19 protein-coding genes and 1 pseudogene are annotated in these 23568 nt (G+C 73.7%); 11 read left to right on the forward strand and 9 right to left on the reverse strand.

Annotated features, from left to right (window positions below; genetic code table 11):
* Nucleotides 1-336 precede the first annotated feature (336 nt).
* From panB to QFZ71_RS07075, 3 genes are all read left to right on the forward strand, one after another.
* On the forward strand, nt 337-1224 hold the full coding sequence (gene panB / locus QFZ71_RS07065; RefSeq protein WP_307667405.1) for a 3-methyl-2-oxobutanoate hydroxymethyltransferase: 888 nt from the start codon (nt 337-339) through the stop codon (nt 1222-1224).
* Between the two features lie 267 nt (nt 1225-1491).
* A complete protein-coding gene (locus tag QFZ71_RS07070) occupies nt 1492-2505 on the forward strand; it encodes an ATP-binding cassette domain-containing protein (RefSeq protein ID WP_307667406.1) in 1014 nt (337 codons plus the stop codon).
* On the forward strand, nt 2502-3359 hold the full coding sequence (locus QFZ71_RS07075; RefSeq protein WP_307667407.1) for an ABC transporter permease: 858 nt from the start codon (nt 2502-2504) through the stop codon (nt 3357-3359). The genes QFZ71_RS07070 and QFZ71_RS07075 overlap by 4 nt, the downstream gene beginning before the upstream one ends.
* A 69-nt stretch (nt 3360-3428) precedes the next feature.
* On the opposite strand, the gene QFZ71_RS07080 is transcribed toward QFZ71_RS07075, so the two are convergent.
* A complete protein-coding gene (locus tag QFZ71_RS07080; RefSeq protein WP_307667408.1) occupies nt 3429-6842 on the reverse strand; it encodes a BTAD domain-containing putative transcriptional regulator in 3414 nt (1137 codons plus the stop codon).
* Nucleotides 6843-7058: 216 nt separating this feature from the next.
* On the opposite strand from QFZ71_RS07080, the gene QFZ71_RS07085 reads away from it, so the two are divergent.
* Nucleotides 7059-7865: a site-2 protease family protein gene (locus QFZ71_RS07085; protein WP_307667409.1), complete on the forward strand. Its 807-nt coding sequence runs from the start codon at nt 7059-7061 to the stop codon at nt 7863-7865.
* Between the two features lie 110 nt (nt 7866-7975).
* Here QFZ71_RS07085 and QFZ71_RS07090 read toward each other — a convergent pair whose 3' ends face one another.
* Together QFZ71_RS07090 and npdG are read right to left on the reverse strand one after the other, a co-directional pair.
* The gene (locus QFZ71_RS07090; RefSeq protein ID WP_307667410.1) at nt 7976-8170 is read right to left on the reverse strand and encodes a hypothetical protein; all 195 of its coding nucleotides are present in this window, start codon (nt 8168-8170) and stop codon (nt 7976-7978) included.
* 206 nt (nt 8171-8376) lie between these two features.
* Nucleotides 8377-9087, reverse strand: coding sequence for an NADPH-dependent F420 reductase (gene npdG / locus QFZ71_RS07095; protein WP_307667411.1), 711 nt, complete (start codon nt 9085-9087; stop codon nt 8377-8379).
* 391 nt (nt 9088-9478) lie between these two features.
* Here npdG and QFZ71_RS07100 point away from each other — a divergent pair, with 391 nt between their 5' ends.
* Complete coding sequence (locus QFZ71_RS07100) at nt 9479-10738, forward strand: MFS transporter (protein ID WP_307671357.1); 1260 nt, start codon at nt 9479-9481, stop codon at nt 10736-10738.
* A gap of 116 nt (nt 10739-10854) precedes the next feature.
* Here the strand turns inward: QFZ71_RS07100 and QFZ71_RS07105 are convergent, their stop codons facing one another.
* On the reverse strand, nt 10855-11091 hold the full coding sequence (locus tag QFZ71_RS07105) for a hypothetical protein (RefSeq protein WP_307667412.1): 237 nt from the start codon (nt 11089-11091) through the stop codon (nt 10855-10857).
* Between the two features lie 58 nt (nt 11092-11149).
* Between QFZ71_RS07105 and map the strand changes: the two genes are divergently transcribed.
* Nucleotides 11150-12007 (forward strand): type I methionyl aminopeptidase, encoded by an 858-nt coding sequence (gene map, locus QFZ71_RS07110; RefSeq protein WP_307667413.1) that lies wholly within the window; start codon nt 11150-11152, stop codon nt 12005-12007.
* 200 nt (nt 12008-12207) lie between these two features.
* Nucleotides 12208-12873, forward strand: coding sequence for a heme oxygenase (biliverdin-producing) (locus QFZ71_RS07115; RefSeq protein WP_307667414.1), 666 nt, complete (start codon nt 12208-12210; stop codon nt 12871-12873).
* 224 nt (nt 12874-13097) lie between these two features.
* Here the strand turns inward: QFZ71_RS07115 and QFZ71_RS07120 are convergent.
* From QFZ71_RS07120 to QFZ71_RS07130, 3 genes and pseudogenes are all read right to left on the reverse strand, one after another.
* Nucleotides 13098-13827: pseudogene (locus QFZ71_RS07120) on the reverse strand (PhzF family phenazine biosynthesis protein).
* A 114-nt stretch (nt 13828-13941) separates the two neighbouring features.
* On the reverse strand, nt 13942-15612 hold the full coding sequence (locus tag QFZ71_RS07125) for an HtaA domain-containing protein (protein ID WP_307667415.1): 1671 nt from the start codon (nt 15610-15612) through the stop codon (nt 13942-13944).
* 138 nt (nt 15613-15750) lie between these two features.
* Nucleotides 15751-17268 carry an HtaA domain-containing protein gene (locus QFZ71_RS07130; RefSeq protein WP_307667416.1) on the reverse strand — a complete coding sequence of 506 codons (1518 nt, stop codon included), beginning with the start codon at nt 17266-17268 and terminating at the stop codon, nt 15751-15753.
* Between the two features lie 281 nt (nt 17269-17549).
* Between QFZ71_RS07130 and QFZ71_RS07135 the strand changes: the two genes are divergently transcribed.
* The 4 genes from QFZ71_RS07135 (at nt 17550) to QFZ71_RS07150 (ending at nt 21821) form a co-directional block, all read left to right on the forward strand.
* On the forward strand, nt 17550-18650 hold the full coding sequence (locus tag QFZ71_RS07135; RefSeq protein ID WP_307667417.1) for a hemin ABC transporter substrate-binding protein: 1101 nt from the start codon (nt 17550-17552) through the stop codon (nt 18648-18650).
* Nucleotides 18651-18722: 72 nt separating this feature from the next.
* On the forward strand, nt 18723-19826 hold the full coding sequence (locus QFZ71_RS07140) for an iron ABC transporter permease (RefSeq protein ID WP_307671358.1): 1104 nt from the start codon (nt 18723-18725) through the stop codon (nt 19824-19826).
* Nucleotides 19823-20662 carry a heme ABC transporter ATP-binding protein gene (locus QFZ71_RS07145; RefSeq protein ID WP_307667418.1) on the forward strand — a complete coding sequence of 280 codons (840 nt, stop codon included), beginning with the start codon at nt 19823-19825 and terminating at the stop codon, nt 20660-20662. The genes QFZ71_RS07140 and QFZ71_RS07145 overlap by 4 nt, the downstream gene beginning before the upstream one ends.
* A gap of 136 nt (nt 20663-20798) precedes the next feature.
* Entirely contained in the window at nt 20799-21821 is a 1023-nt protein-coding gene (locus QFZ71_RS07150; protein ID WP_307667419.1) for a hypothetical protein, read from the forward strand.
* 130 nt (nt 21822-21951) lie between these two features.
* On the opposite strand, the gene QFZ71_RS07155 is transcribed toward QFZ71_RS07150, so the two are convergent.
* Nucleotides 21952-22698 carry a bifunctional DNA primase/polymerase gene (locus QFZ71_RS07155; protein ID WP_307667420.1) on the reverse strand — a complete coding sequence of 249 codons (747 nt, stop codon included), beginning with the start codon at nt 22696-22698 and terminating at the stop codon, nt 21952-21954.
* A 165-nt stretch (nt 22699-22863) separates the two neighbouring features.
* Nucleotides 22864-23538, reverse strand: coding sequence for a TetR/AcrR family transcriptional regulator (locus QFZ71_RS07160; protein WP_307667421.1), 675 nt, complete (start codon nt 23536-23538; stop codon nt 22864-22866).
* Between the last annotated feature and the right edge of the window lie 30 nt (nt 23539-23568).

A 23568-nucleotide genomic window follows, 5' to 3' on the forward strand; every position in this document is an offset into this window, starting at 1 on the left:
CCCTGCACATCGCCGCGTTCCCGACCCTAGGCGATGAGGGGCGCCCTTCCCGCCGCCGACCCCGCCCGCAGGCCCGTCGGCCTGTCGGCCGACCGGACCGCCGGATGCCCGACGACGCGTACGGAAGGCAGGACGACCGGGACGGGACCGGGGGTTCCGGGCCGGGGCGGGGCACACGGCCTTGTGACAGAACGAGCACACTCGGGCACGGCGATTCCTCCGGCGGCCCGGCCCTGTGTGCGGGCCCACTTCACGGGGGGCGGGGCGGGATGCCACCATGGAAGGGATCCGGGGACGCCGTCAGGGCGCCTCGAGATGACGAAGGAGCCACCGGCCATGTCGCTTCAGGCTGCACGCAATCAGAACCAGTCCTCCCCCGCGGGTCCGTCCGCCGACAGCAGCAAGGCGCTGTACGGAGGGAAGTCCACCCGCCGCATCACCGTCCACGACATCGCCGCCGCCACCGAGCGCGGCGAGAAGTGGCCCATGCTCACCGCCTACGACGCGATGACCGCGTCCGTCTTCGACGAGGCCGGTATCCCGGTCATGCTCGTCGGGGACTCGATGGGCAACTGCCACCTCGGCTACGAGACCACCGTGCCGGTCACCATGGACGAGATCGCCATGCTGTCCGCTGCCGTCGTACGCGGCACCAAGCGCGCCCTCATCGTCGGCGACCTGCCCTTCGGCTCGTACCAGGAGGGCTCCGTCCAGGCGCTGCGCAACGCCACCCGGCTGATCAAGGAATCGGGCGTCGGCGCGGTCAAGCTGGAGGGCGGCGAGCGGTCCCACGAACAGATCCGGCTGCTCGTCGAGTCCGGCATCCCGGTCATGGGCCACATCGGCCTGACCCCGCAGTCCGTCAACGCGATGGGCTACCGGGTCCAGGGCCGTGGCGAGGAAGCCGCCCAGCAGCTGCTGCGCGACGCCAAGGCCGTGCAGGACGCGGGCGCGTTCGCCGTCGTGCTGGAGCTGGTCCCCGCCGAGCTGGCCGCCGAGGTCACCCGTACGCTGCACATCCCGACCGTCGGCATCGGGGCCGGGTCCGCGACCGACGCGCAGGTGCTGGTCTACACGGACATGGTCGGGCTGACCGGCGGCAAGGTGCCGCGCTTCACCAAGCAGTACGCGAATCTGCGCCAGGTGCTCGGCGACGCGGCGAAGGAGTTCGCGGACGAGGTCGTCGGGGGCTCGTTCCCGGCGGCGGAGCACACCTTCCACTGAGCCGCGGCCTCCCCCGGCCCCCGGCCCGAACGGCTTCCGGGTGCCGGCGGGACCGGGTGTCGGCCCCGGCCGAGTCGTGGTCTCCGCCGCATCACGGCACCGCCCGCGCGGGGCTCCGGGGCGTCCGGCGCAGACCCGCTCCCACCAGCCATTTCCCGCACCACCGACAGCCCGCCGACATCCCCCATCGGCGGGCTGTCGCACGTCCGGAGCCCCTGTCGGCGGGCTGTCGGTGGTCTGTCGGCGGGCGCTGGTCTGCTGGTGGACATGGAACGAATCGACAAGAACGCCGGCAGCGGCCGGAACGCCGTCGAGGTGCGGGGGCTGGTCAAGCACTACGGCGCGACCAGAGCGCTGGACGGGGTGGACCTCGACGTGCGCGAGGGCACCGTCCTCGGTGTGCTCGGCCCCAACGGCGCCGGCAAGACCACTCTCGTACGCTGCCTGTCCACCCTGGTCACCCCCGACGCCGGTCACGCGGTCGTCGCGGGCTACGACGTGGTGAGGCAGCCCCGGCAGCTCCGCCGGACCATCGGCCTCACCGGCCAGTACGCCTCGGTCGACGAGAAGCTCTCCGGCCGGGAGAACCTCTACATGATCGGGCGGCTGCTCGACCTGTCCCGCACACAGGCGCGGGCCCGTGCCGACGAGCTGCTGGAGCGGTTCTCGCTCACCGAGGCCGCCAAGCGGGCGTGCATGGAGTACTCCGGCGGGATGCGCCGCCGGCTCGACCTGGCCGCCTCCATGATCGGCAGCCCTGCGGTCCTCTACCTGGACGAGCCGACGACCGGTCTTGACCCCCGTACCCGCAACGAGGTGTGGGACGAGGTGCAGCGGATGGTCGCCGAGGGCGCGACGGTCCTGCTGACCACCCAGTACATGGAGGAGGCCGAACAGCTCGCCACGGAGCTGACGGTCATCGACCGGGGCAGGATCATCGCGCGGGGCGGGGTCGACGAGCTGAAGGCGAAGGTCGGCGGGCGCACGCTCCAGATCCGGCCGTCGGACCCCGCTGAGCTGTCCGCGATGGCGCAGGCGATCCGGGAGGCCGGGCTCGACGGGATCGCCGGGGCGCAGGCCGTGCCCGACGAGGGGCTGCTGTACGTGCCGATCCTCAGCGACGAGCAGCTGACCGCCGTCATCGGGGTGCTGGGCGTCCGGGGCTTCTCCCTCGCCCATGTCTCCACCGCTCTGCCCAGCCTCGACGAGGTGTTCCTCGCGATCACCGGCGACAAGGCCACCCCTCTCACCGACCAGGCTCCCCAGGAGGCCGCCGCATGAGCACCATGACACTGCCCCCCGCCCCGGCCGGGTCCGCGGGCACCGCACCGGTCAGGCCGGTGGCCGAGGAGGGCCGGATCGGGCTGCGGTCCCACCTCCGGCACATCGGGGCCCTGGCGCGGCGCAATCTGCTCCAGATCAAGAAGGACCCGGAGTCGATGTTCGACGTCCTTCTGATGCCGATCATCTTCACGCTGCTGTTCGTGTACGTCTTCGGCGGCTCGGTCGGCGGCAGCCTCGGCGGGGACCGGCAGGACTACCTGAACTACCTGGTGCCGGGGTTGATGGCGATGATGGGCATGAACATCGCCATGGCGGTGGGCACCGGCGTCAACGACGACTTCCGCAAGGGCGTCATGGACCGCTTCCGGACGATGCCGATCGCCCGTTCCTCGGTGCTCATCGCCAAGATCGTGGTCGAGCTGGGCCGGATGATGGTCGCCATCGCCATCCTGCTCGCGATGGGCTTCGCCCTCGGCATGACCCTGGGCACGTCGGTGCTCGGCATGCTGGGGGCTGTGGCCCTGTCGGCGGTGTTCGGCGCCTCCATCATGTGGATCTTCATCGTGCTCGGGCTGGCCATGAAGACGGCCCAGGCGGTCCAGGGGATGGGAATGCTGGTGCTGATGCCCCTCCAGTTCGGGTCCTCCATCTTCGCCCCGCCGACGACCATGCCGGGCTGGCTCCGGACGTTCACCGACTACAACCCGCTGTCCAACCTCGCGGACGCGGTACGCGGCCTGATGATGGGCGGCCCGGTCGCGGACTCCGTCTGGGTGACGCTCGCCTGGGCCGCCGCGATCACGCTGGCGATGGCGCCGCTGGCCGTGTCCACGTTCCGCCGGAAGGCATGAGCGCGGGGATGCCGCGCCGGAACGTACAGGGCGCCGGACGGGGCGCCGGAGCGTGCGCCCCGCCGGGCGTCACTGCGGCGGGTGCGCCCGCCGGTACGTCTCCGCCAGGGCGGTGGCCTCGTCGAGGGTGAGGCCACCGCCCTGTTCGTAGGCCGCCGTGTACGCCTCGTCGTCGAGCCGGTCCCGGACGGCCTGCTCGGTGAGCTCCAGGTTGCGCCGCTCCATCACCGTCGGCACGTGCCCCTGCGGCAGCAGCGTCTCCTGGAACCCCAGCAGCCGGGCGGCGTCCCGCGCCGCGTCGGCGCCGCGGAACCCGGCGAGCGCCCGCGCCACAGCGGTCAGATGGGCCGACGGCATCTGCGGGGCCACCATCATCGACAGCGGCTCCCGCGCGCTCTCCAGCGCGGTCAGCGCGTTGGAGAGCGCGGAGGCGTGGTCGCCGTCGAGGTTGTCCAGCCAGGCCAGCACGCCGTGGACGAACCCGCCGAAGATGGCGACATCACGATCCTTGAAGTCCTCCCGGACCAGCTGGGCCTGCTGCCGGGCCTCGCCCACCCGCCCCTGGAGCCCGAGGACGAGCGCCAGGTGCATCCGGGCCATCGGCGTCGCCTCATGGCCCGACAGCCGGCCGTTGGTGACGTCACGCAGGATGGCCTCGGCCTCCGGGAGCCGTTCGAGCTCGATGAGGGATCCGGCGTACCGGGCCCGCAACAGCGCCGCCTGGCTCTGGGCGCCGATCTTCCGCGCGTACTCCACGGCCTCCCGGTAGTCGTCCAGGGCCGCCGCGAAGTCACCGGCCCGCTCGTTGGCCTCGCCCCGCGCGGAGAGCGCCTCGGCGGCGCCCCAGTCGTCGCCGAGCCGGGTGTAGATCGCAAGGCTCTCGTCGGCGTCGGCGCGCGCGTCCGCCACCCGCTCGGGGCTGTTGGACGAGATGTTGGCGCGGGTGTGGAGGGCGTTGCCCAGCTCCCACTCGCCGCCGTGCACCCGCGAGGCCCGGACCGTCTCATCGAGCACCGTGTACAGCCGGTCCTCGTCACCGGTGAGCATGATCGCGAACAGCCACAGCATGCCGGGCAGACGGCAGGTCTGCGGCATGCCGGGCCGGTAGGTGTCCGCGACGATCCGCAGGCGCGCCTTGCCCTCCGGGCTCGACCAGGCGCTGATCGCGTGGTCCGCACCGGCCAGCTGGAGCAGGGCGACCCCGCGCCGGGCCTCCGCGAGCTGTTCGTCGTCCATCGGCGGCGGCCGGTCGATGGGCCGCTCCGGGAGCGACGGGACCGGGCTGCCGGGTGCGGCGAAGGGGTCGGGGCCGAGCGCCGACACGGACGCGCTCCACTGGCCGGCGTCCGAGCGCAGGTCCCGCAGCATCCAGTACCAGGCCAACGACAGCACGATGACCAGCGCCTCGTGCTCGTCCCTGACGGTGACGGCGTGGCGGAGCGCGGTGCGGAGGTTCTCGTACTCGCGCTGGAGGGCCGCGATGGCCTCGCGCTGTCCGGCGCCGCGCACCTTCGGCCCGGTGGTCCTGGCCAGTTCCCGGTAGTGGGTCAGATGGCGGCGCGCGACCGCGTCCCGTTCGGCGGCCTCCTCCAGCCGCTCGGCGGCGTACTCGCCGACCGTCTCCAGCAACCGGTAGCGCATCTCGCCGTCCCCGCCGGGCGCGGCGACCACGAGCGACTTGTCGACGAGGGAGCCGAGCAGGGCGGCCACGTCCAGGGGGTCCACGGTGACGCCGTCGGCCGGTTCCGGGAGGGCGCAGACCTCTTCGGCAGCGGCCAGCGAGCAGCCTCCGGCGAAGACGGAGAGCCGGCGCAGGACGGCGCGTTCGGCGGCGTCCAGCAGGTCCCAGGACCAGTCGACGACGGCACGCAGGGTCTGCTGGCGCGGCAGCACGGTGCGGCTGCCGCTGGTGAGGAGGCGGAAACGGTCGTCGAGCCGGTCGGCGATCTGGCGGGGGGTGAGCATCCGCAGCCGGGCGGCGGCGAGTTCGATGGCGAGCGGCAGCCCGTCGAGCCGGCGGCAGATCTCGGCGCAGGCGGCGGCGGTCGTCTCGTCCGCGTCGGTACGGAAGCCGGGCCGGGCCGCCGCCCCGCGCTCGGCGAGCAGCCGCAGCGCCATCGGGTCGGGCAGCGGGTCGACGGGGTGCACCGACTCCCCCGGTACGCCCAGTGGTTCGCGGCTGGTGGCGAGGACGGTCAGCTGCGGGCACCGGGAGAGCAGGTGGTCGGCCAGCGTCGCCGCCGCCCCGATGACGTGCTCGCAGTTGTCCAGCAGGAGCAGCATCCGACGCGGCGCGCAGTGCTCGGTGAGCCGTACGAGGGGGTCGGCGGCGGTGCGGTCGCCGGCCCGCAACTCCTCGGCCCCGGCGCCGCGCAACACGGTCTCGCGGGCGCCGAGTGCGGTCAGGACGGCCTCGGGCACGGTGTCCGGGTCGTCGACGGGGGCCAGTTCGGCCAGCCAGACGCCGTCGGGCCACGCTTCGGCGGCGGCTTCGGCGGCCTCCTGGGACAGCCGGGTCTTGCCCGCGCCACCGGGTCCGAGCAGGGTGACGAGCCGGGAGCGGCCGAGGTCCTCGCGCAGGGCGGCGATGTCGGAGTCCCGCCCGACGAAGCTGGTCAGCCGGGCCCGGAGGTTGCCGGGCGCGGGAGGAGGCGTGAGCGCGGAGGCCGGGGCGGCCGGGGAGGCGACCGGAGCAGGTGGGGCGGCCGGAGCAGGCGGGGCGGCCGGCTCCCGGTGGAGCGGTGTTCCCCGGCCGGGCGGCGTTTCCTGGTGCAGCAGTTCGGCGTGCAGGGAGCGCAGGGCCGGGCCGGGGGAGGTGCCGAGCCGGTCGTCGAGCAGGGTGCGCACCTCCTCGTACGCGGCCAGCGCCTCGGCCGGGCGTCCGGCGTCCCGCAGGGCCCGGATGCGCAGCGCCTGGAACGGTTCGTCGAGCGGATGGGTGTCGCAGAGCACGGCCAGCTCCGGCAGCGCCTCCCCCGGCCTGCCGAGGGCGAGGAGGGCCCCGAGCGCGGCCCGCCGCGCGTCGAGCCGGCGGGTCTCCCAGCGGGACGCGGTGGCCGCCCGGTCGGGCAGGTCGGCGAGGACGGGCCCGGTCCACAGGGCCAGCGCCCTCCCCAGGACCGCGAGGGCCAGGTCCGCGTCACCGTCCTCCAGGGCCCGGCTCCCCTCCCCCGCCAGCCGCTCGAACCGGTACAGGTCCACGTCGTCCGGCGCGGCGGCGAGCCGGTAGCCGCCCTCCGCGGACTCGACCGCCCCGTGGCCCAGGGCGCGCCGCAGCCGCCCGACGAGGGCCTGGAGCGCACCGGCCGCGTCGGCGGGCGGGTCTCCGTCCCACACCTCGTCGACGAGGGTCCCGGCCGGTACGGTCCGGCCGGGGCGCAGGGCGAGGACGGTGAGCAGGGCGCGCAGCCGTGCCCCGCCGAGGGCCACGGCCGTGCCGTCGTCGCGGAGTGCGCGGGTGGTGCCGAGGACGCAGTAGTGCACGGGCCCATTGTCCGTGACGGGCGGCGGGCCGACGGTGGCCGGGGGGAACTCCACAAGCGGTCGCCGGCGTTCCCGTCCTGCGGACCGCGCGTTCCCCCCTGCGGCGGACCGTGCGGCACCGTCCTGCGTCCGAACCGTACGATCACCCGAGCCCGAGCCCGCACCGCACGCGTATCGCCCCGCCCCCGCTCACCCGACCCCCAGGAGCCGACGCAGATGACCACAGCAGCCACCCGGAGCGACCGGAGGATCAGTCCGGTCTTCCTCGGTATCGCCGCCGTCACCGCGGTGGCGGGCTGGGCGGTGTGGACGGGTTTCGCCGACTCCACCGGCTTCGCGGTCTTCCTGTTCGTCACCGGGGCCTGGATCGTCTCGCTCTGCCTGCACGAGTACGCGCACGCGCGGACGGCGCTGCACAGCGGGGACCTCACGGTCGGGGCGAAGGGTTATCTGACGCTCGACCCGCTGAAATACACGCACGCGCTGCTCAGCATCGTGCTGCCGGTGCTCTTCGTGATCATGGGCGGGATCGGGCTGCCCGGCGGCGCGGTGTACATCGAGCGGGGCCGTATCCGGGGCCGCTGGAAGCACAGCCTGATCTCGGCGGCGGGTCCGCTGACCAACGTGGCGTTCGCGGTGGTGTGCACGGCCCCGTTCTGGCTGGACGCGCTCGACGGGGTGCCGCGCGCGTTCCAGTACGCCCTGGCGTTCCTGGCGATGCTCCAGGTGACGGCGGCGATCCTGAACTTCCTGCCGATCCCCGGGCTCGACGGGTACGGAGTGATCGAGCCCTGGCTCTCGTACACGGTCCGCCGCCAGGTGGAGCCGATCGCGCCGTTCGGGCTGATCGCGGTGTTCGCGCTGCTGTGGGTCCCCGAGGTGAACGCGGTGTTCTTCGACGCGGTCCACGCGCTGCTGCGGGGGCTGGGCGTGGAGGAGTTCCAGCGGTACTGCGGCTACGACCTGTACCGCTTCTGGCGGAGCTTCTTCGACGAGCAGGATCCGGGCTGCGCGGTGGGCTGACCTGCGCGACCGGGCTGCGCGGTGGGCCGGCCCGCGCGGAGGCCGGGGTGGCGCGGCTCGGATCGCCGGAGGGCCGCAGCGATGGCGGCGGGAGCCGGACGGCCGGAGGCTCAGGCCGCGTCGGGGGCGGCGGCGGAGCCGGTGGCCAGCCGGTGCCTGCGGACGTAGAACCAGGTCATGTTCGACGAGAGCCCCGCGATGAGCACCCAGACGATCCCGAGCAGGCTGCCCCGGGCGAAGGAGACCACGGCCGCCACGACGGCGAGGACGCAGACGACGAGAGCGTAGAGGGCGATGCGGGGCATGGGGGTCGACTCCTGTCGGAACGGGTCGCGTTCCCTGTCGGGAACGGTCACGGTCCCGCCCAGTGTCCCCCATGCCCCGATGTGCCCCGCCCCTGGGGAGCGTCCCGGACCGCTCCACGCACCACACGGCACACGGCCCACGGCCCACGGCCCACTGATACGGCACACGGCACAGATCACGGCCGGACGCCGGGTGGGCGGTTCCGTCAGACGTCGGTGGCGCGCAGTCCGGCGTGGGCCTTGTAGCGGCGGTTGACCGAGATCAGGTTGGCGACCAGCGACTCGACCTGGTGGGCGTTGCGGAGCCGGCCCGCGAAGATGCCGCGCATACCGGGGATACGGCTCGCCAGCGCCTGCACGATGTCCGTGTCGGCCCGCGCCTCGCCCAGGACCAGCACGTCGGTGTCGATCTCCTCGATGGTCTCGTCCTGGAGCAGCACGGCCGACAGGTGGTGGAAGGCGGCGGTGACCCGTGAGTCCGGGAGCAGGGCGGCGGCCTGCTCGGCGGCGCTGCCCTCCTCCGGCTTGAGGGCGTAGGCGCCCTTCTTGTCGAAGCCGAGCGGGTTGACGCAGTCGATGACGAGCTTGCCCGCCAACTCCTCGCGCAGTGCCTGGAGCGTCGCCGCGTGGCCGTCCCACGGCACGGCGACGATCACGATGTCGCTGCGCCGGGCGCACTCGGCGTTGTCCGCGCCCTCGACGCCGAAGCCCAGCTCGGCCGCCGCCTGCTCGGCGCGGGCCGCGTCGCGGGAGCCGAGGGTGACCTTCTGCCCGGCGCGGGCGAGCCGGTAGGCGAGGCCCCGCCCCTGCGGTCCGGTCCCGCCGAGCACACCGACGCTCAGGCCGGAGACGTCCGGCAGGTCCCAGGGGTCCTTGGCGGGGGGCTTGGGCGCGTTGCCGCTGTCCTGTGTAGTCATGGGCCGACCCTACTGCCAGGTAGCACCCGGAATACCGCCGCCGGGCCCCGGGCGCCGACCGCCCGCCGCCCTCCGTTCGGGTGAGGGGGCGAGGCGCGAGGCGGCGAAGTGGCGAGGGAGCGGAGGGGCCGAGGCGGTACGGGGGGAGCGGGCAGGATGCCGGGCCGTGGGTGCCGTACGCGTCGCCCTGTTCCGCGCCGCGCCGGCCGGGACCCGCCACCGGTCCACCGGTCCGCCGATCCGCCGATCCGCCGGTCCGGGCTCGCGGGCGGGATATCTGTTTGCCCGGCGCACCCGGTTGTGCGGATGATGACCCCTCGTGACCTCCGCACTTCCCTCTCCCTCTCCCTCCACGCCCCCGCCCGACCCGGCCCCGCCGCGGCCGGGGCGGATCCGCGCCCTGCTCCCGGACCTCGCGCCGTGGCGCTCCTCGGCCGACTTCCGGCTGCTGTGGGTCCAGGGCCTCGTCACGTACTTCGGCAGCTTCATGGCGCTCATCGCGCTGCCGCTCCAGATCAAGGAGCTCACCGGCTCCCCGCTCGCGGTCGGGGCGATGGGCGCGGTGGAGCTGGTCCCGCTGGTGGTGTTCGGGCTGTACGGGGGCGCGCTCGCGGACTCGGCCGACCGACGCCGGGTCATCCTGCTCACCGAGGCGGGGCTCGGCGTGCTCGCCGCGATCCTGCTGGTGAACTCCCTGCTGCCCGAGCCGCTGCTGTGGCCGCTGTACGTGGTGGCCGGCGGGGTGTCCGCGCTGGCCGGGCTCCAGCGGCCCGCGCTGGACTCCCTCATGGCGCGGATCGTGCCGCACGCCCAGCAGACGGCCGCGGCCGCGCTGAACTCGCTGCGCTGGCAGATCGGGGCCATCGCGGGCCCGGCGCTGGCGGGCCTGGTGGTGGCGTACGCCGGTCACGGCACGGCGTACGGGGTGACGGTGTGCACGTTCGCCGTCTCCGTCGTGCTCTGCCTGCGGCTCTCCCCCGCCCCGCCGGCCGGTGACGCCCGGAAGCCGTCGCTGCGCGGGATCGTCGAGGGGGCGCGGTACGCCTGGAGCCGCCCGGTACTGCTGGGGACGTACGCGATCGACCTGGCCGCGATGTTCTTCGCCTTCCCGAACACGATCTTCCCGTTCCTGGCGGACGAGCTGGACGCGGAGTGGTCGCTGGGCCTGATGTACGCGGCGGGCTCGGTCGGCTCGCTGGCGCTGGGGCTGACCAGCGGCTGGACGGGCCGGGTACGCCGGCACGGGCTGTTCGTGGTGTTCGGCGCGGCCGCGTGGGGGCTGGCGATCGCCGCGGCGGGCTGGTTCTCCAGCGTGTGGGTGGTGCTGGTCTGCCTGGCCGTGGCGGGGGCGGGCGACATGCTGAGCGGCCTGGGGCGGGCGACGATCTGGAACCAGACGATCCCGGAGGAGCTGCGGGGCCGGCTGGCGGGCATCGAGGTGCTGTCGTACAGCGTCGGCCCGCAGCTGGGCCAGGTGCGGGCCGGGGCGATGGCGGGCTGGACGGGGACCCGGTCGGCGATCTGGACGGGCGGGGTGGCGTGCGTCGCGTCGGTCGCGCTGCTGACGGCGGCCCTGCCGAAGCTGGTGCGGTACGACTCCGAGACGGACGAGGACGCGGTCCGGAGGCGGGCGGCGCGGGCGGAGGCATGACCCTCGCCGGGGGGCGCGGGCTCCGGGACTCCGTCCCGCGCCCCGCCCCTCGGGCGCCGGCGTCGGGTCCGGTCCTCCCGGACCGGACCGGGAGGACCGGACCGGGCGGGACGGCCTCAGTCGTCGGACGGGCGGGAGGGCCCCTTGTCCTCGTCGTGCCATTTGGGGTCGGTGTCCCACTCCAGGTTCCGGTCGCGCGCCGTGTCCATCGCGTGCTGGGCGGCCTCGCGGGAGGGGTAGGGGCCGAATCGGTTCTGCGCCGGGCACTCCGGGCCTTCCTCGACCTTCTTGTGCTCCAGGCAGTAGTACCACTCGCCCGGTTTGCCCACCGTGCGCTTCTTGAACAAGGCCATCGACGGCTCCTTTCCTTACCGCCATGGTGCCCCGACACCGCTGGTTAGACTCGCTGACATGTCTGGCCAGTCGCTTCTCGTACCAGGGGAGATCACTCCCGTCCGTTCCGTACCCGGAAAAATCCGGCGCCCCGAGTACGTGGGGAAGCCGGCTCCGACGCCGTACACCGGCCCGGAGGTCCAGGACGCCGAAACCGTGGAGCGGATGCGCGTCGCGGGCCGTATCGCCGCACAGGCGATGGAGGAGGCCGCCCGGCACATCGCTCCGGGCGTCACGACGGACGAGCTGGACCGGGTCGCCCATGAGTTCATGCTCGACCACCACGCGTACCCCTCCACCCTCGGCTACCGGGGCTTCCCGAAGTCGCTGTGCACCTCGGTCAACGAGGTCATCTGCCACGGCATCCCCGACTCCACCGTGCTGCGCGACGGCGACATCGTGAACCTGGACGTCACCGCGTACATCGACGGGGTGCACGGCGACAACAACGCCACCTACCTCTGCGGCGAGGTGGACGAGGAGTCCCGGCTGCTGGTCGAGCGCACGCGGGAGTCCCTGAACCGGGCCATCAAGGCGGTCCGGCCGGGGCGGCAGATCAACGTGATCGGCCGGGTCATCGAGTCGTACGCGAAACGGTTCGGCTACGGGGTCGTCCGCGACTTCACCGGCCACGGCATCAACACCTCGTTCCACTCCGGCCTGATCATCCCGCACTACGACAGCCCGCACGCCACCACCGTGATGCAGCCCGGCATGACCTTCACCATCGAGCCGATGCTGACGCTGGGCACCCACGAGTACGACATGTGGGAGGACGGCTGGACCGTGGTGACGAAGGACCGGAAGCGGACGGCCCAGTTCGAGCACACCCTGGTGGTCACGGAGGCCGGGGCGGACATCCTCACCCTTCCGTGAACCACCCCCACGGCGCCCCCAGGACGCCTTCGGCCCCTTCACGTCCGGGCTTTTACCGACAGGCCGTCGGGAACCAGTTGACTTAGGTAAGCCTAAGCAGGAGGATCGGACGCGCCGGCACCACCGCCGCAGTGGTCGGTCGCCGGCCCTTCCGTCCGCTTTCTGGACTTCCCGTCCCCCTCGGTCCCCGGAGGCCCGCCTTGGACGCAACCGCCACCGTCACTCCGTTCTCGACGCTGATCCGCACCGCGTCGCACGAGCAGCACACCGAGGCCGAGACCTCGACCTTCATGAGTGACCTGCTCGGCGGGCGGCTGGGAGTCGACGCGTACACGCGCTACACCGAGCAGCTGTGGTTCGTGTACCGGGCCCTGGAGGAGGGCGCGGAGGCCCTGCGCGACGACCCGGTCGCCGGTCCGTTCGTCCAGCCCGAGCTGGAGCGCTCCACCGAGCTGGAGCGCGACCTCGCGCATCTGCGCGGGGCCGACTGGCGCGAGGGCCTCGCGCCCCTGCCCGCCACGGCGGCGTACGCGGCCCGTGTCGCGGAGTGCGCGCGCACCTGGCCCGGCGGCTACATAGCCCACCACTACACGCGCTACCTGGGCGACCTGTCGGGCGGTCAGATCATCCGCGACAAGGCGGAGAAGACCTGGGGCTTCGAGCGCAAGGGCGACGGCGTCCGGTTCTACGTCTTCGAGAGGATCACCAACCCGGCCGCCTTCAAGCGGGGTTACCGGGAGCTGCTGGACGCGGTGGACGCGGACGACCTGGAGAAGCAGCGGATCGTCGAGGAGTGCAAGCGGGCGTTCGCGCTGAACACCGCGGTCTTCCGCGAGCTGGGCGAGGTCTTCCCGCTGAGCGCGTGAACGGCGGCGCACCACGAGAGGCGCATCCGGCCCCCGCACGTGCGCGGGTGCGGACCTGCGGTGCGGCCGGGGGCGACCCGGTACGTGCGCAGGCGCGGCCCCGCCGCGCGGCCGAGGCCCCGGTCAACGCCCGACTCCCGTGCGTGCGCGCACGCGTGGCCGTGGCACCAGGCCGACGTCCTCCCCGACCCCCGACTCCCGTGCGTGCGCGCACGCGTGACGGCCTACGGCTCCACCGCGAACACCGGTGGAGCCGTTCGCGTTCCCCGCCCGTGGCCGCCCCGGGCGGCCATCAGGACACGACCCCCGACCTCCACCGTGCCGTCCGGCGCGGGGGCGGTGAGGATCTGGGAGCCGCGGCCCTGCGTGATGTTGAGGGCCCGACCCAGCTGGGCGCTGAGCAGCAGGGCCGCCGCCGCCGGTCGCCTCGTCCTCGATGATCCCGGACTCCTCCCCGCGCCTCGGGAAGGCCCGTGCGCGCACCCGCCCGGCCGCCTCGTCCTCCCAGGCCCAGACGTAGAGCCACCCCTCGCCCGGCGGCGGCCCCGACAGCGCCTCCACCTCGGCGGCGCTCGCGTACTGCTGGAGCGTGCGCGGCGGGACCCACTCGGGCCGGGCGGTGATCCAGGTGAACTCGCCGTCCTGGCGCGCGAACACCTCCCCGACCGACAACTCCAGGACCTCCAGGTCGAGCAGCCAGGCCGCGCCCACCAGCGGGTGGCCCGCGAACGGCAGCCGGAGCCCCGGAGTGTGGATGTCCACCCGCCCGCGCTCCGGGTCGTCCACGAACACGGTCTCACTGAAGCCGAGTTGCCGGGTCAGTCGCTGCCGGGACGCCTCGTCGGGATGGCCGCGTCCGTCGCGTACGACGCCCAGGGCGTTGCCGTGCCGGCCGTCGGGTCCGCAGAACACCCGCAGGACGTCGATGCCGTGGGGTACGCCGTAGTCGTTCACGGGGGCATTCAAGCACTGCCGGACGACGGGGCGGGAACCGAGCGGGGGCAGGCCGGCGGGGCCGTACCGGGAGGCTGAACCGCCGGTACGGCCCTGCGGGGTGGTGCGGGTGGGTCAGGAGGTGACGTCACGGCGGCGGCGCGCCGCGAACACGACACCGGCACCGGCCGCCACGACGACGCCGGAGGCGGCGATCAAGGCGCCGGCCGGGAGGTCGGAGCCGGTGGAGGCGAGGGCGCCGGAGCCTCCCGCCGAACCGCCGGCGGAGCCGCCCCCGACCGTGCCACCGCCGCCGGTGGCCGCACCGCCGGTGGTGGAGCCGGAGCCGCCGGTGGACTCGCCCGGCTCGCAGGCGACGCCGTCACCGTCCGCGTCGAGGCCGGTCGAGTACCCCGCCTCGCCCTTCTTGACGGGGGCCGCTCCGGCCGCCTCGGCCGCCGCGCAGTTCTCGTAGCCGCCCTTCGAGCCGTCCGGGAGCCGGGCGTCCCGGTCGAGGGAGACCGCGACGTTCAGCGCGTCGAGCCGCTCGCCCTTCGGGTACATGCCGCTGAACGCCTTGGCTCCGTCCTCGGTGAGGGTCGCCGGGACGCCCTTGAGGTGCACGATGCCGTCCTTGGCGGCGAGCGCACCCGCGGGCACCTTCAGGTCTGCGAAGGGCACGCCGGTGAGGACCTTCACCGCGGGCTCCGGGTTCGCCCGGCTCGGGCGCGGCTTGGTGGAGACGTCGGCGAGGAGTTTGCCGCTGGTGCCCTTGACGTCGACCTTCACGTTGCTGAGGGAGAGGTCGAGTTCGTACGCGCCGGAGGTCTCGTGGCCGAGGAAGCGCACCTTGCCCCGGAAGGCGGCGTTCAGCGTGTTCTTGTCGGCGTCGACCCGGCCGGTGGCCTTGCCGAACCGGTAGCCGTCGCCGGAGACGGCGGCACCCTCGCTGGTCTCGACCTTGCCGTGCGCGATCGGGCCGAGGACGTACGCGCGGAACCGCTCCTTGACGCCCCAGTTCAGGGTGCCGTCCACCACGGGGCCGCTGACGGGATCGTCGGCGCGGGAGGCGGACGGGGCCGGCGCGGTGCCCGGTTCGCCGGTGGGCTCGCCGGAGGCCGGCGGCGTCGCGGGAGGGGTGGCCGGGGGCGTGACCGGGGGCTTGGGCGCCTGCTTGACCGAGAGCGTCGCCGGGTCGAGCGCCTTGCCCTTCTCGTAGAAGCCGGCGAACGCGTCCTCGCCGTCGGCGGTCAGCGTGGCGGGGATGCCGGCGAAGACCATCGCGCCGTCCGCGCCGCCGCCGGGCTCGGCGGCGGTCATGTCGAGATCGGCGATGACGGCGTCGTCCTTGGTGACGACGGTGCCGTCCATCTTCTTGCTGGTGAAGTCGGCGGTGATGGTGCCACTCTCGCGGCCCGAACGGACCTTGAGGTCGCCGATCCTGACGTCGAGCACGCCGTGGTGGCCCTCGAACCGGACGCTTCCCCGGAACGCCGTGTCGGAGTCGTGCGTCGAGGTGTCGTACGAGCCCTTGCCGTCGGTGAAGGTGAACACCCCGTTGCCTGCGGCCTGTTCGGCGCCGTCCGTGACAGTGATCCTGCCCTGCGCGATGGGACCCGCGACGTACCTGCGGAAGTCCGCGAGAACGCCCCAGTCCAGCGTGCCGTCCACCAGCTCCAGCTTCGGGGCGGGCGCGGCCTCGGGCGAGCCTTCGGCGGCGAGGGCGGGCAGGGCGAAGGTCGCGCCCAGGGCTGCGGCCGTGGCGACGGCGGCGGCGAGGGTCAGGGGGTGGCGTGTTGCTGCCATGTCGGTGGGTCTCCTTGCGAAACGGGGAGGGGCAGGGGGCCGTGCGAAACGGGGAGGGGCGGGAGGCCGTGCGAAACGGGGAGGGGCGGGGGGCCGTGGGGAGATGACGGCCCATGAGGGCGCGCAGAGGTGCCGGGGTCAGGAGGTCGTGGGGGCATCGGAGCCCGTGGTCGCGTCGGTCTCGGAGCCCGAGGTGGCGGCGGCGTCGGAGCCTGCGGCGGTCCCGGCCCCGGTCCCGGAGCTCGGTCCTGACCCGCGACGGCGCAGAGCGAAGAAGGCCCCGGCGGCGAGCAGCAGCACACCGCCGCCGATGGCCGCCCAGACGCTCGTGTCCGGTCCGGAGCCGGAGCCGGGGCCGGAGGAGGCGGCGGCCGGTGCGGCGGAGGGCCGCTCCGCCACCTTCTTCGCCGGTTCGGCGGCCGCGGCCGGTTCGCTGCCGAGGTCGGGCAGCGCGGGCAGTTCGGCCTTCTCGTCGACGGTCACGGCGAGCGAGACCGGGTCCATCGCGGTACCCGCCGTGTACAGGGAGCCGAACGCCTCGGCGCCTTCGGCGGTGAGGGTGGCGGGGGCTTCGGAGAGGGCGGCGAGGCCGTCCTTCGGGGCGAAGTCCTCGGCGGCGAAGGTGACGACCGGGACGTCCTTCGTGGTTCTGCCCTCGCTGGTGACGTCGGCCGACAGGGTGCCCTCACCCTCGGAGACGGAGACGGAGACGGCGGCGAACGTCAGATCGAGGCCGTGTTCGCCGGTGAAGCGGACACTGCCGCCGAAGTCCGCGTCGAGCGTCTGCTTCTTCGCGTCGTACGTGCCCTTGCCCTGCGGGAAGCGGAACAGGGCCCCGCCGTCCCGCGCTCCGCCGGTGAGCGTCCACGCGCCCTGGCCGATGGGGCCGGTGACGTACTCGCGGAAGGTGCGTCGGACACCCCAGTCGACGGCGGCGTCCTCGAAGCGGCCCGCCTTCTTCTCCGCCGTCGCCTTCTCGCCCTGCGCGCCGTCGTCCTTCTTCTCCGGGGCGGACGCTTCCGGCTCGGCTGCCGCACCGCGGGTGTCGACAGAGAGGTCGATCGGGTCGAGGGGGGTGCCGGCGGTGTAGTAGCCGGCGAAGGCGGAAGCACCCTCGGCGGTCAGCGTGGTGGGCACGCCTGTGAGGACGACGGGGGTGGAACCGCCCTTCATGTCGATCCCGCCGAGGCCGAGCCGGGCCAGCGGGACCTGGGAGCGCCGGGTGACCTTGCCGGTCCCCCGCTCCGTACTGGCCATGTCCGCGTGGAGCATGCCGCTGCCGCCGCTGATCCGGATCGTGGGGCGGCTGATGGTGAGGTCCAGCTCATGGCCGCCGTCGGCCTTCCGGTGGCCGGTGAAGTGCACTCCGCCGGAGAAGCCGGAGGCGAGTGTTCCGGAGGCCGGGTCGTAGGAGCCGGTCGCCGAGTGGAAGCGGAACCGGCTGCCGCCGACCGTGGCCGCGCCGCCGGTCAGGCTCCAACTGCCGCCCGCGATGGGCCCGGTGACGTAGCTCTGGAAGGAGGACTTGATGCCCCAGTCCAGTCGGCCGCCCTGCACCGTGCGGCTCGCCGCTTGCGCGGCGGCGGGGAGCAGGGCCCCCAGCAGGACCGCGAGGAGCACGACGGCAAGCGCACGGATGAATCTGGACGACGGCATGAGGGACCCTCCGAGGACTAGATACAAAGGTAAGGCTAACCTAAGCTACTGTCGGCCGCGCCGGAACCCCTCCAGCTCCTCCACCCGCCCGACGTATCCACCCGCCCTCAGCCACACCCTCAACACCCCTCAGCAGCACGGCCGATCAGCACGCTCCATCAGCGGGCCACGCCGGTACGCCCCATCAGCCCGCCCCATCGGTACGGCTGGCCGGTACGCCCCCATCGGTACGCCCACCGGTACGCCCCATCGCGCGCCTCGGAACGACAGGACGGTGCCCCGTGCACATCTCGCAGGACTTCGCCCCCTGGGCGACCGGGGGGCCCGCGGGCCCGGACGCCGGAGGAGCCGCCCGCCGCCGTCCGGCCCGAGGCAGTGCGGTCGCCGCCCTCACCACAGCGGTGGCCTTCGCGCTGGTGCTGACCGGGTGCGGAGGAGGCGGGAGTTCCACCCCGGCATCCTCGTCCGTCAAGGGCTCCGCCGCAGCGGACCGGGTCGAGCCGCTGGCCGCCGTGCCCGTGCCGAGGCTGCCGGTGACGGTCGACTCGGCGGACGGCACGAAAGTCACGATCGACTCCACCGACCGGATCGTGCCGCTGACGGGGTCACTCAACGAGATCGTCTTCACGCTCGGCTTCGACCGGCAGGTGGTCGCGCGCGACATCACCGCCACCTTCGAACAGGCGGAGAAGCTCCCGGTGGTGACGAGGGCCCATGACGTGTCGGCGGAGAGCGTGCTCTCGCTCAAGCCGACGATCGTCCTCGCCGACACCACCACCGGGCCGAGCGAGGCGATCGACCAGATCCGCGACGCGGGCATCCCGCTGCTCGTCGTCGAGCCCGCCACGGAACTGGCCGACGTCGGCCGCCGCATCGACACCGTCGCCGAGGCCCTCGGCGTACCGTCGGCGGGCGCCGAGCTGAAGAAGCGGACCGAGGACCGGATCGCGGCCGTCCGGGCGGCCGTTCCGGCCACCCCCGATGGGAGGAAGCCGCGGGTCGCCTTCCTCTATCTGCGCGGTTCGGCCGCCGTCTATCTGCTGGGCGGCGCGGAGTCCGGGGCCGGTTCGCTGCTGGAGGCGGCGGGCGCGGTGGACGCCGGCAAGGAGTCCGGGCTGGACAAGGACTTCACCGCCATCACCAGCGAGGCGCTCGCCAAGGCCGCGCCGGACGCGATCCTGCTGATGACCAAGGGGTTCGCGTCGGTCGGCGGCATGGAGGGGCTGGTGAAGATCCCCGGCATCGCGGAGACCCCGGCCGGCATGGACCGCCGGGTCGTCACCGTGGACGACGGGATGCTGCTCAACTACGGGCCGCGCACCGACCGGGTGCTCACCGAGATCGTCGAGCAGCTGTACGCGAAGGGCGGCGGGGGCCGGTGACGACCTCGGCCTCGTACGAGGAACGCGGCGGAGCCGTGGAGGAACCCCCGAGGACACCGCCGGAGACGGCCCCTGCCCCGGAACCCGTCCGGGCGACGGCCCCGGAGGCGACCCCGGACGTGGCCGGCGCACCGCCCGGCCCCCCGCCGCCGCCGCAGGACGTTCGTGCTCACCCTGGCGCTCACGCTCGCCCTGCTCCTGGGCTGCCTGCTGTCCGCCGCGATCGGCGCGTACAGCATCCCGCTCGGGGACGTCCTCTCCTCCGTCCAGCACCGGGCCGGGCTCGGCGGCCACGCGCTCGACCGGGTCGGCGAGAGCGTCCTGTGGAACGTACGGCTCCCCCGCGTCGTCCTCGCACTGCTCGTCGGCGCCTCCCTCGGCTGCGCGGGCGCGCTGATGCAGGGCGTGTTCGGCAACCCGCTCGCGGAGCCCGGCGTCATCGGGATCTCGGCGGGCGCGGCGGTCGGCGCGGTCGCTTCGATCGCGCTCGGCCTGAGCTTCTTCGGCAACTGGACCATCACCGTCTGCGCGTTCGTCGCGGGCCTGGCCACCGTGCTGCTCGTCTATGCGCTCTCCCGGTCGGGCGGCCGGACCGAGGTGGTGACGCTGATCCTCACCGGCATCGCCGTCAACGCCTTCGCGGGCGCGCTGATCGGGCTGTTCCTCTTCTTCGCGGACAACGCGCAGATCACCCAGATCACCTTCTGGCAGCTCGGTTCGCTCGCCCAGGCCACCTGGCCCAAGGTGCTCGCCGTCCTCCCGTGCGCGCTCGCCGGGCTCCTCGTCGCCCCGGTCCACGCCCGCAAGCTGGATCTGCTGGCCCTCGGGGAGCGACCCGCCCGCCACCTGGGCGTGGACGTGGAGCGACTGCGGATCGTGCTGGTGCTGGTGGTGGCGCTGCTGACGGCCGCCGCGGTCGCCGTCGCCGGGATCATCTCGTTCGTGGGGCTGCTGGTCCCGCACCTGCTGCGGATGGCGAACGGTCCCGGTCACCGCTTCCTCGTACCGGGCAGCGCGCTCGGCGGGGCACTGGTCCTGGTGGCGGGCGACCTCGCGGCCCGTACGGTGGCCGCCCCCGCCGAACTGCCGCTCGGGGTGCTCACCGCGCTCTTCGGCAGTCCGTTCTTCTTCTGGCTGCTGCGCAGGACCCGTCGTAGGCAAGGTGGTTGGGCATGAGGACGCTGCGAGACCTGTTCGCCGTACGCCCCCGGCGGCTGCCCTCGCCCGTCGCCGTCGGCGCCCCCGCCGTGGAGGCCGTCGAGCTGTCGGTGCGGCTGGGCGGGCGGCAGGTGCTGGACTCCGTGGAGCTGACCGCGCACGCGGGCGAGGTGGTCGCCCTGGTCGGCCCGAACGGCGCGGGCAAGTCGACTCTGCTGGCCGCGCTGGCCGCCGATCTGCCCGCCGGGGCCGGTGAGGTGCGGATCGACGGCCGCTCGGCCACCGGCTGGTCCGCGCCCGAACTGGCGCTGCGTCGCTCGGTGCTGCCGCAGTCCGCCGCGCTGTCCTTCCCGTTCCCGGTGGAGGACGTCGTACGGATGGGGCGCGCGCCCTGGGCCGGTACGGAGCGGGAGGACGAGGACGACGCGGCGGTGGCGGCGGCGATGGCGGCCACCGACGTGACCCGGTTCGCCGGGCGGCCGTTCTCGGGGTTGTCGGGCGGAGAGAAGGCGCGGGTGGCGCTGGCGCGGGTGCTGGCGCAGCGGGCTCCGCTGATGCTGCTCGACGAGCCGACCGCCGCCCTGGACCTGCGCCACCAGGAGCTGGTGCTGCGGGTCTGCCGGGAGCGGGCCGCCGCCGGGGACGCGGTGGTGGTCGTCCTGCACGACCTGGGGCTCGCCGCGGCGTACGCGGACCGGGCCGCCGTGCTGCACCAGGGGCGGATCGCGGAACTGGGCCCGCCGGAGGCAGTGTTCGGCGACGAGCTGCTCGGCGAGGTCTACCGGCATCCGGTGGAGGTCTTCCCTCATCCGCGTACCGGCAGGCCGTTGATCGTGCCGGTACGGCAGGCCTGAGCCGGTCCGGCACCGTGGCCCGCGCCGGTGACGGGGACTGCATCCGGTCCTCGTCCGCCCGCACGCCGTCGGCGGCCCCGGTAGGGTTTCGACGGTCAGTGCGGGCGACGGGATGCAGAAGGCGCGGAAGCAACGGATGACGAGACACCCTGGGCTGGGCCGGCTGGCGGCGGGTATAGCGACGGCGACGGTGCTGTGCGTGACGGCGAGCGGCTGTGTGACGGTGCACGGGGAGCGGGAAGTGCTGCCCGGAGCGAAGAAGTCCGAGGCGGCACAGGCGCTCAAGGACTTCACCGACGCCTACAACGCGGCGGACAAGGCGTTCGACCCGGCGCTGGACGCGGACCGGGTGACGGGTTCGCTCGGCGCGATCAACCAGGCCGGTCTGAAGGCTCGGCGGACGTACAACCCCGGAGGCAACGAGCGGCATCAGCCACTGGTGCTCGACGACGCGGCCTTCGTCGTTCCCAAGAAGGCGGGGTGGCCGCGCTGGTTCCTCGCCGACACCGACTCCAACCGGGACGAGGACGGCGGGAAGCTGGACACCCGCTGGCTGGTGGTGTTCGTACGGTCGGGGCCCGACGCGCTGTGGAAGGCGGCGTACCTCGCGGTCGTCCCGCCGTCGCAGGTACCGGAGTTCACCCTGGACGAGGCCGGTCTCGCCACCCCGGTGGAGCCGCGCGACGAGTCGCTGGCCGTGGCACCGGCCGAGCTGAGCCCGTCGTACACCGGCTATCTGCAGAGCGGCGCCCCGGACGTGTTCGCCCCCTCGTCGTCGACCACGGGGTGGCGCGAGACGCGTCGCACCACCAAGCGGCCGGGGTTCACGTACCAGTACGTCGACCAGCCGCTGTCGGACGCGGCGTTCGCCCCGCTCGGGCTGCGCACCGAGGACGGCGGGGCGCTGGTCTTCTTCAGCAGCCGGCACTTCGAGCGGCAGACCGCGGCACAGGGGCTGCGGCCCGAGGTGAACGCGGACACCGAGGCGCTGCTCACCGGCGAGGTGAACAGCAGCCTCACCAAGGAACGGGTCTCCTGCCAGCTGGTGTACGTGCCGCCGCGCGCCGCGGGGGCCGGTTCCGGCTCGGACGCGGGCGGCGGCGGCAAGGTGCGGATGCTGAACCGGTTGCCGGGGCTGGTCGCGGCGAAGGGCGAGTAGCGGCGCGGCGGGGGCCGGCACCGCGTCGGCGGCCGGCCCGGTCACGGCTCGTGGGGCAGCGCCCCACGAGCCCGCCGACGCGTCCTTCACGTGTCAGCGGGCCACCGGCCCCGGCTCACGTGTCAACGGCCTACCGGCTCAGCGGCCAGGCCACCGCGTCGTGGTCCAGTTCGCTCTGCTCGGCGCTGCCCGCGTACCGCGCGCAGGCGTCGGTGAGCGTCTCCAGCAGGGTCAGCGGGTCGGGCAGTTCATGCTCCGGGCCGCGTACCCAGCGCACGTCCAGCTCGCCGGGGAGCCGGGCCGGCGGCAACAGGACGTAGCTGCCCCGGCAGTGCCAGCGCAGGCCCGGATGGGCGTCCATGGTCTCGGGGTGGCAGTCCAGCTCGCAGGGCCACCACTCGTCCTCGTCCTCGGGGGTGCCGCGGGTGGCGGTGAAGAACAGCATCCGGTCCTCGCCGGACTGGGCGACCGGGCCGACGTGGACGCCCGCGTCGAGAAGGCGCTCCAGGGCCTCCCGGCCGGCGGTGAGCGGGACGTCCAGCACGTCGTGGACCATGCCGGTCGCGGTGATGAAGTTGGCCAGCGGCTGGCCGGCGGCCCAGCGCTCGATCTGGGCGCGGTCGGTGGTCGACTGCGTCTGCCAGGCGAAGGAGACGGGGTGCCGGGCGGGGGTGGGACAGCCGATGCGCTCGCACGAACATCGGTATCCGAGGGGGTGGGCGGCGGGGGCGATGGGCATGCCCGCGTCGGCGACCGCCAGGAGCAGCGCGACTCTGGCCGTCTCGTCGGTCTCGGCCCCTGACGGTTTGGGGCGTCGCCGCAGCCACTGGGAGATCCTGCTCTCTGTGCCGCGGAAACGACCGGAATCGGCGCCCATCTATCCCCTCACCTCAGCAGTTCACCTCAGCGTTGTCCGTCCATGGTCGCACCATCCTGCGGTTCGGGTGGCCAGAGCTCACCAGCGGGGCCGTGGACCACTGCACCGAGTGAGCACCATCACGCCCGATGTCGCCACATACCGGATACGCCGACCGGTCGGTGATCATGACCGGGGGGCGAGTCCGCCGACCGCGTAGTCGACGATCGCGTCGGCGTACGCGTGGGTGAGCGGCAGGGTCCGGAGCAGCCAGCGGTGCATCAGCGGGCCGATGAGCAGCTCCAGGGCGATCCGGGGATCGACGTCGGCGCGCACGTGCCCGGCCTCCTGGGCGGCCCGCAGCCGTGTGACGTACAGCGCGAGCTGCGGGTCGAGCAGTTGGTGGACGAACTCGGCGCCGAGCTTCGCGTCCACGATGCCCTCGGCGGTCAGTGCGCGGGTGACGGCCTCCAGCACCGGGTCGTTCAGCTCGTCGACGGTGGCGCGCAGGACGGCCTTGAGGTCGGCGGCCAGGTCCCCGGTGTCGGGGAAGCCCGTGACCCCCTCACCGGACCGCGCCGCGCCGGCCCGCCCTCCCTGGGCGACCCCCTCGTCGGCCCCCTCTCCGGCCTCCTCGGCGGTGCGGCCGGCCAGGTCCAGGAAGGCGTCCATCAGCACGGCGGCCTTGGAGGGCCACCAGCGGTAGATGGTCTGCTTGCCGACGCCCGCCCGCGCGGCGATACCCTCGATCGTCGTGCGCCGGTACCCCACCTCCGCGACGAGGGCGAGGGCGGCGTCGTGGATCGCGCGGCGGGAGCGGTCGCTGCGGCGGCTGGAGTCGGGGGCCTTGGTGGATGCCATGCCTCACCCTAACGCCGAACGAGCCGATAC

Source organism: Streptomyces sp. V2I9 (genome assembly GCF_030817475.1).
Classification (GTDB): domain Bacteria; phylum Actinomycetota; class Actinomycetes; order Streptomycetales; family Streptomycetaceae; genus Streptomyces.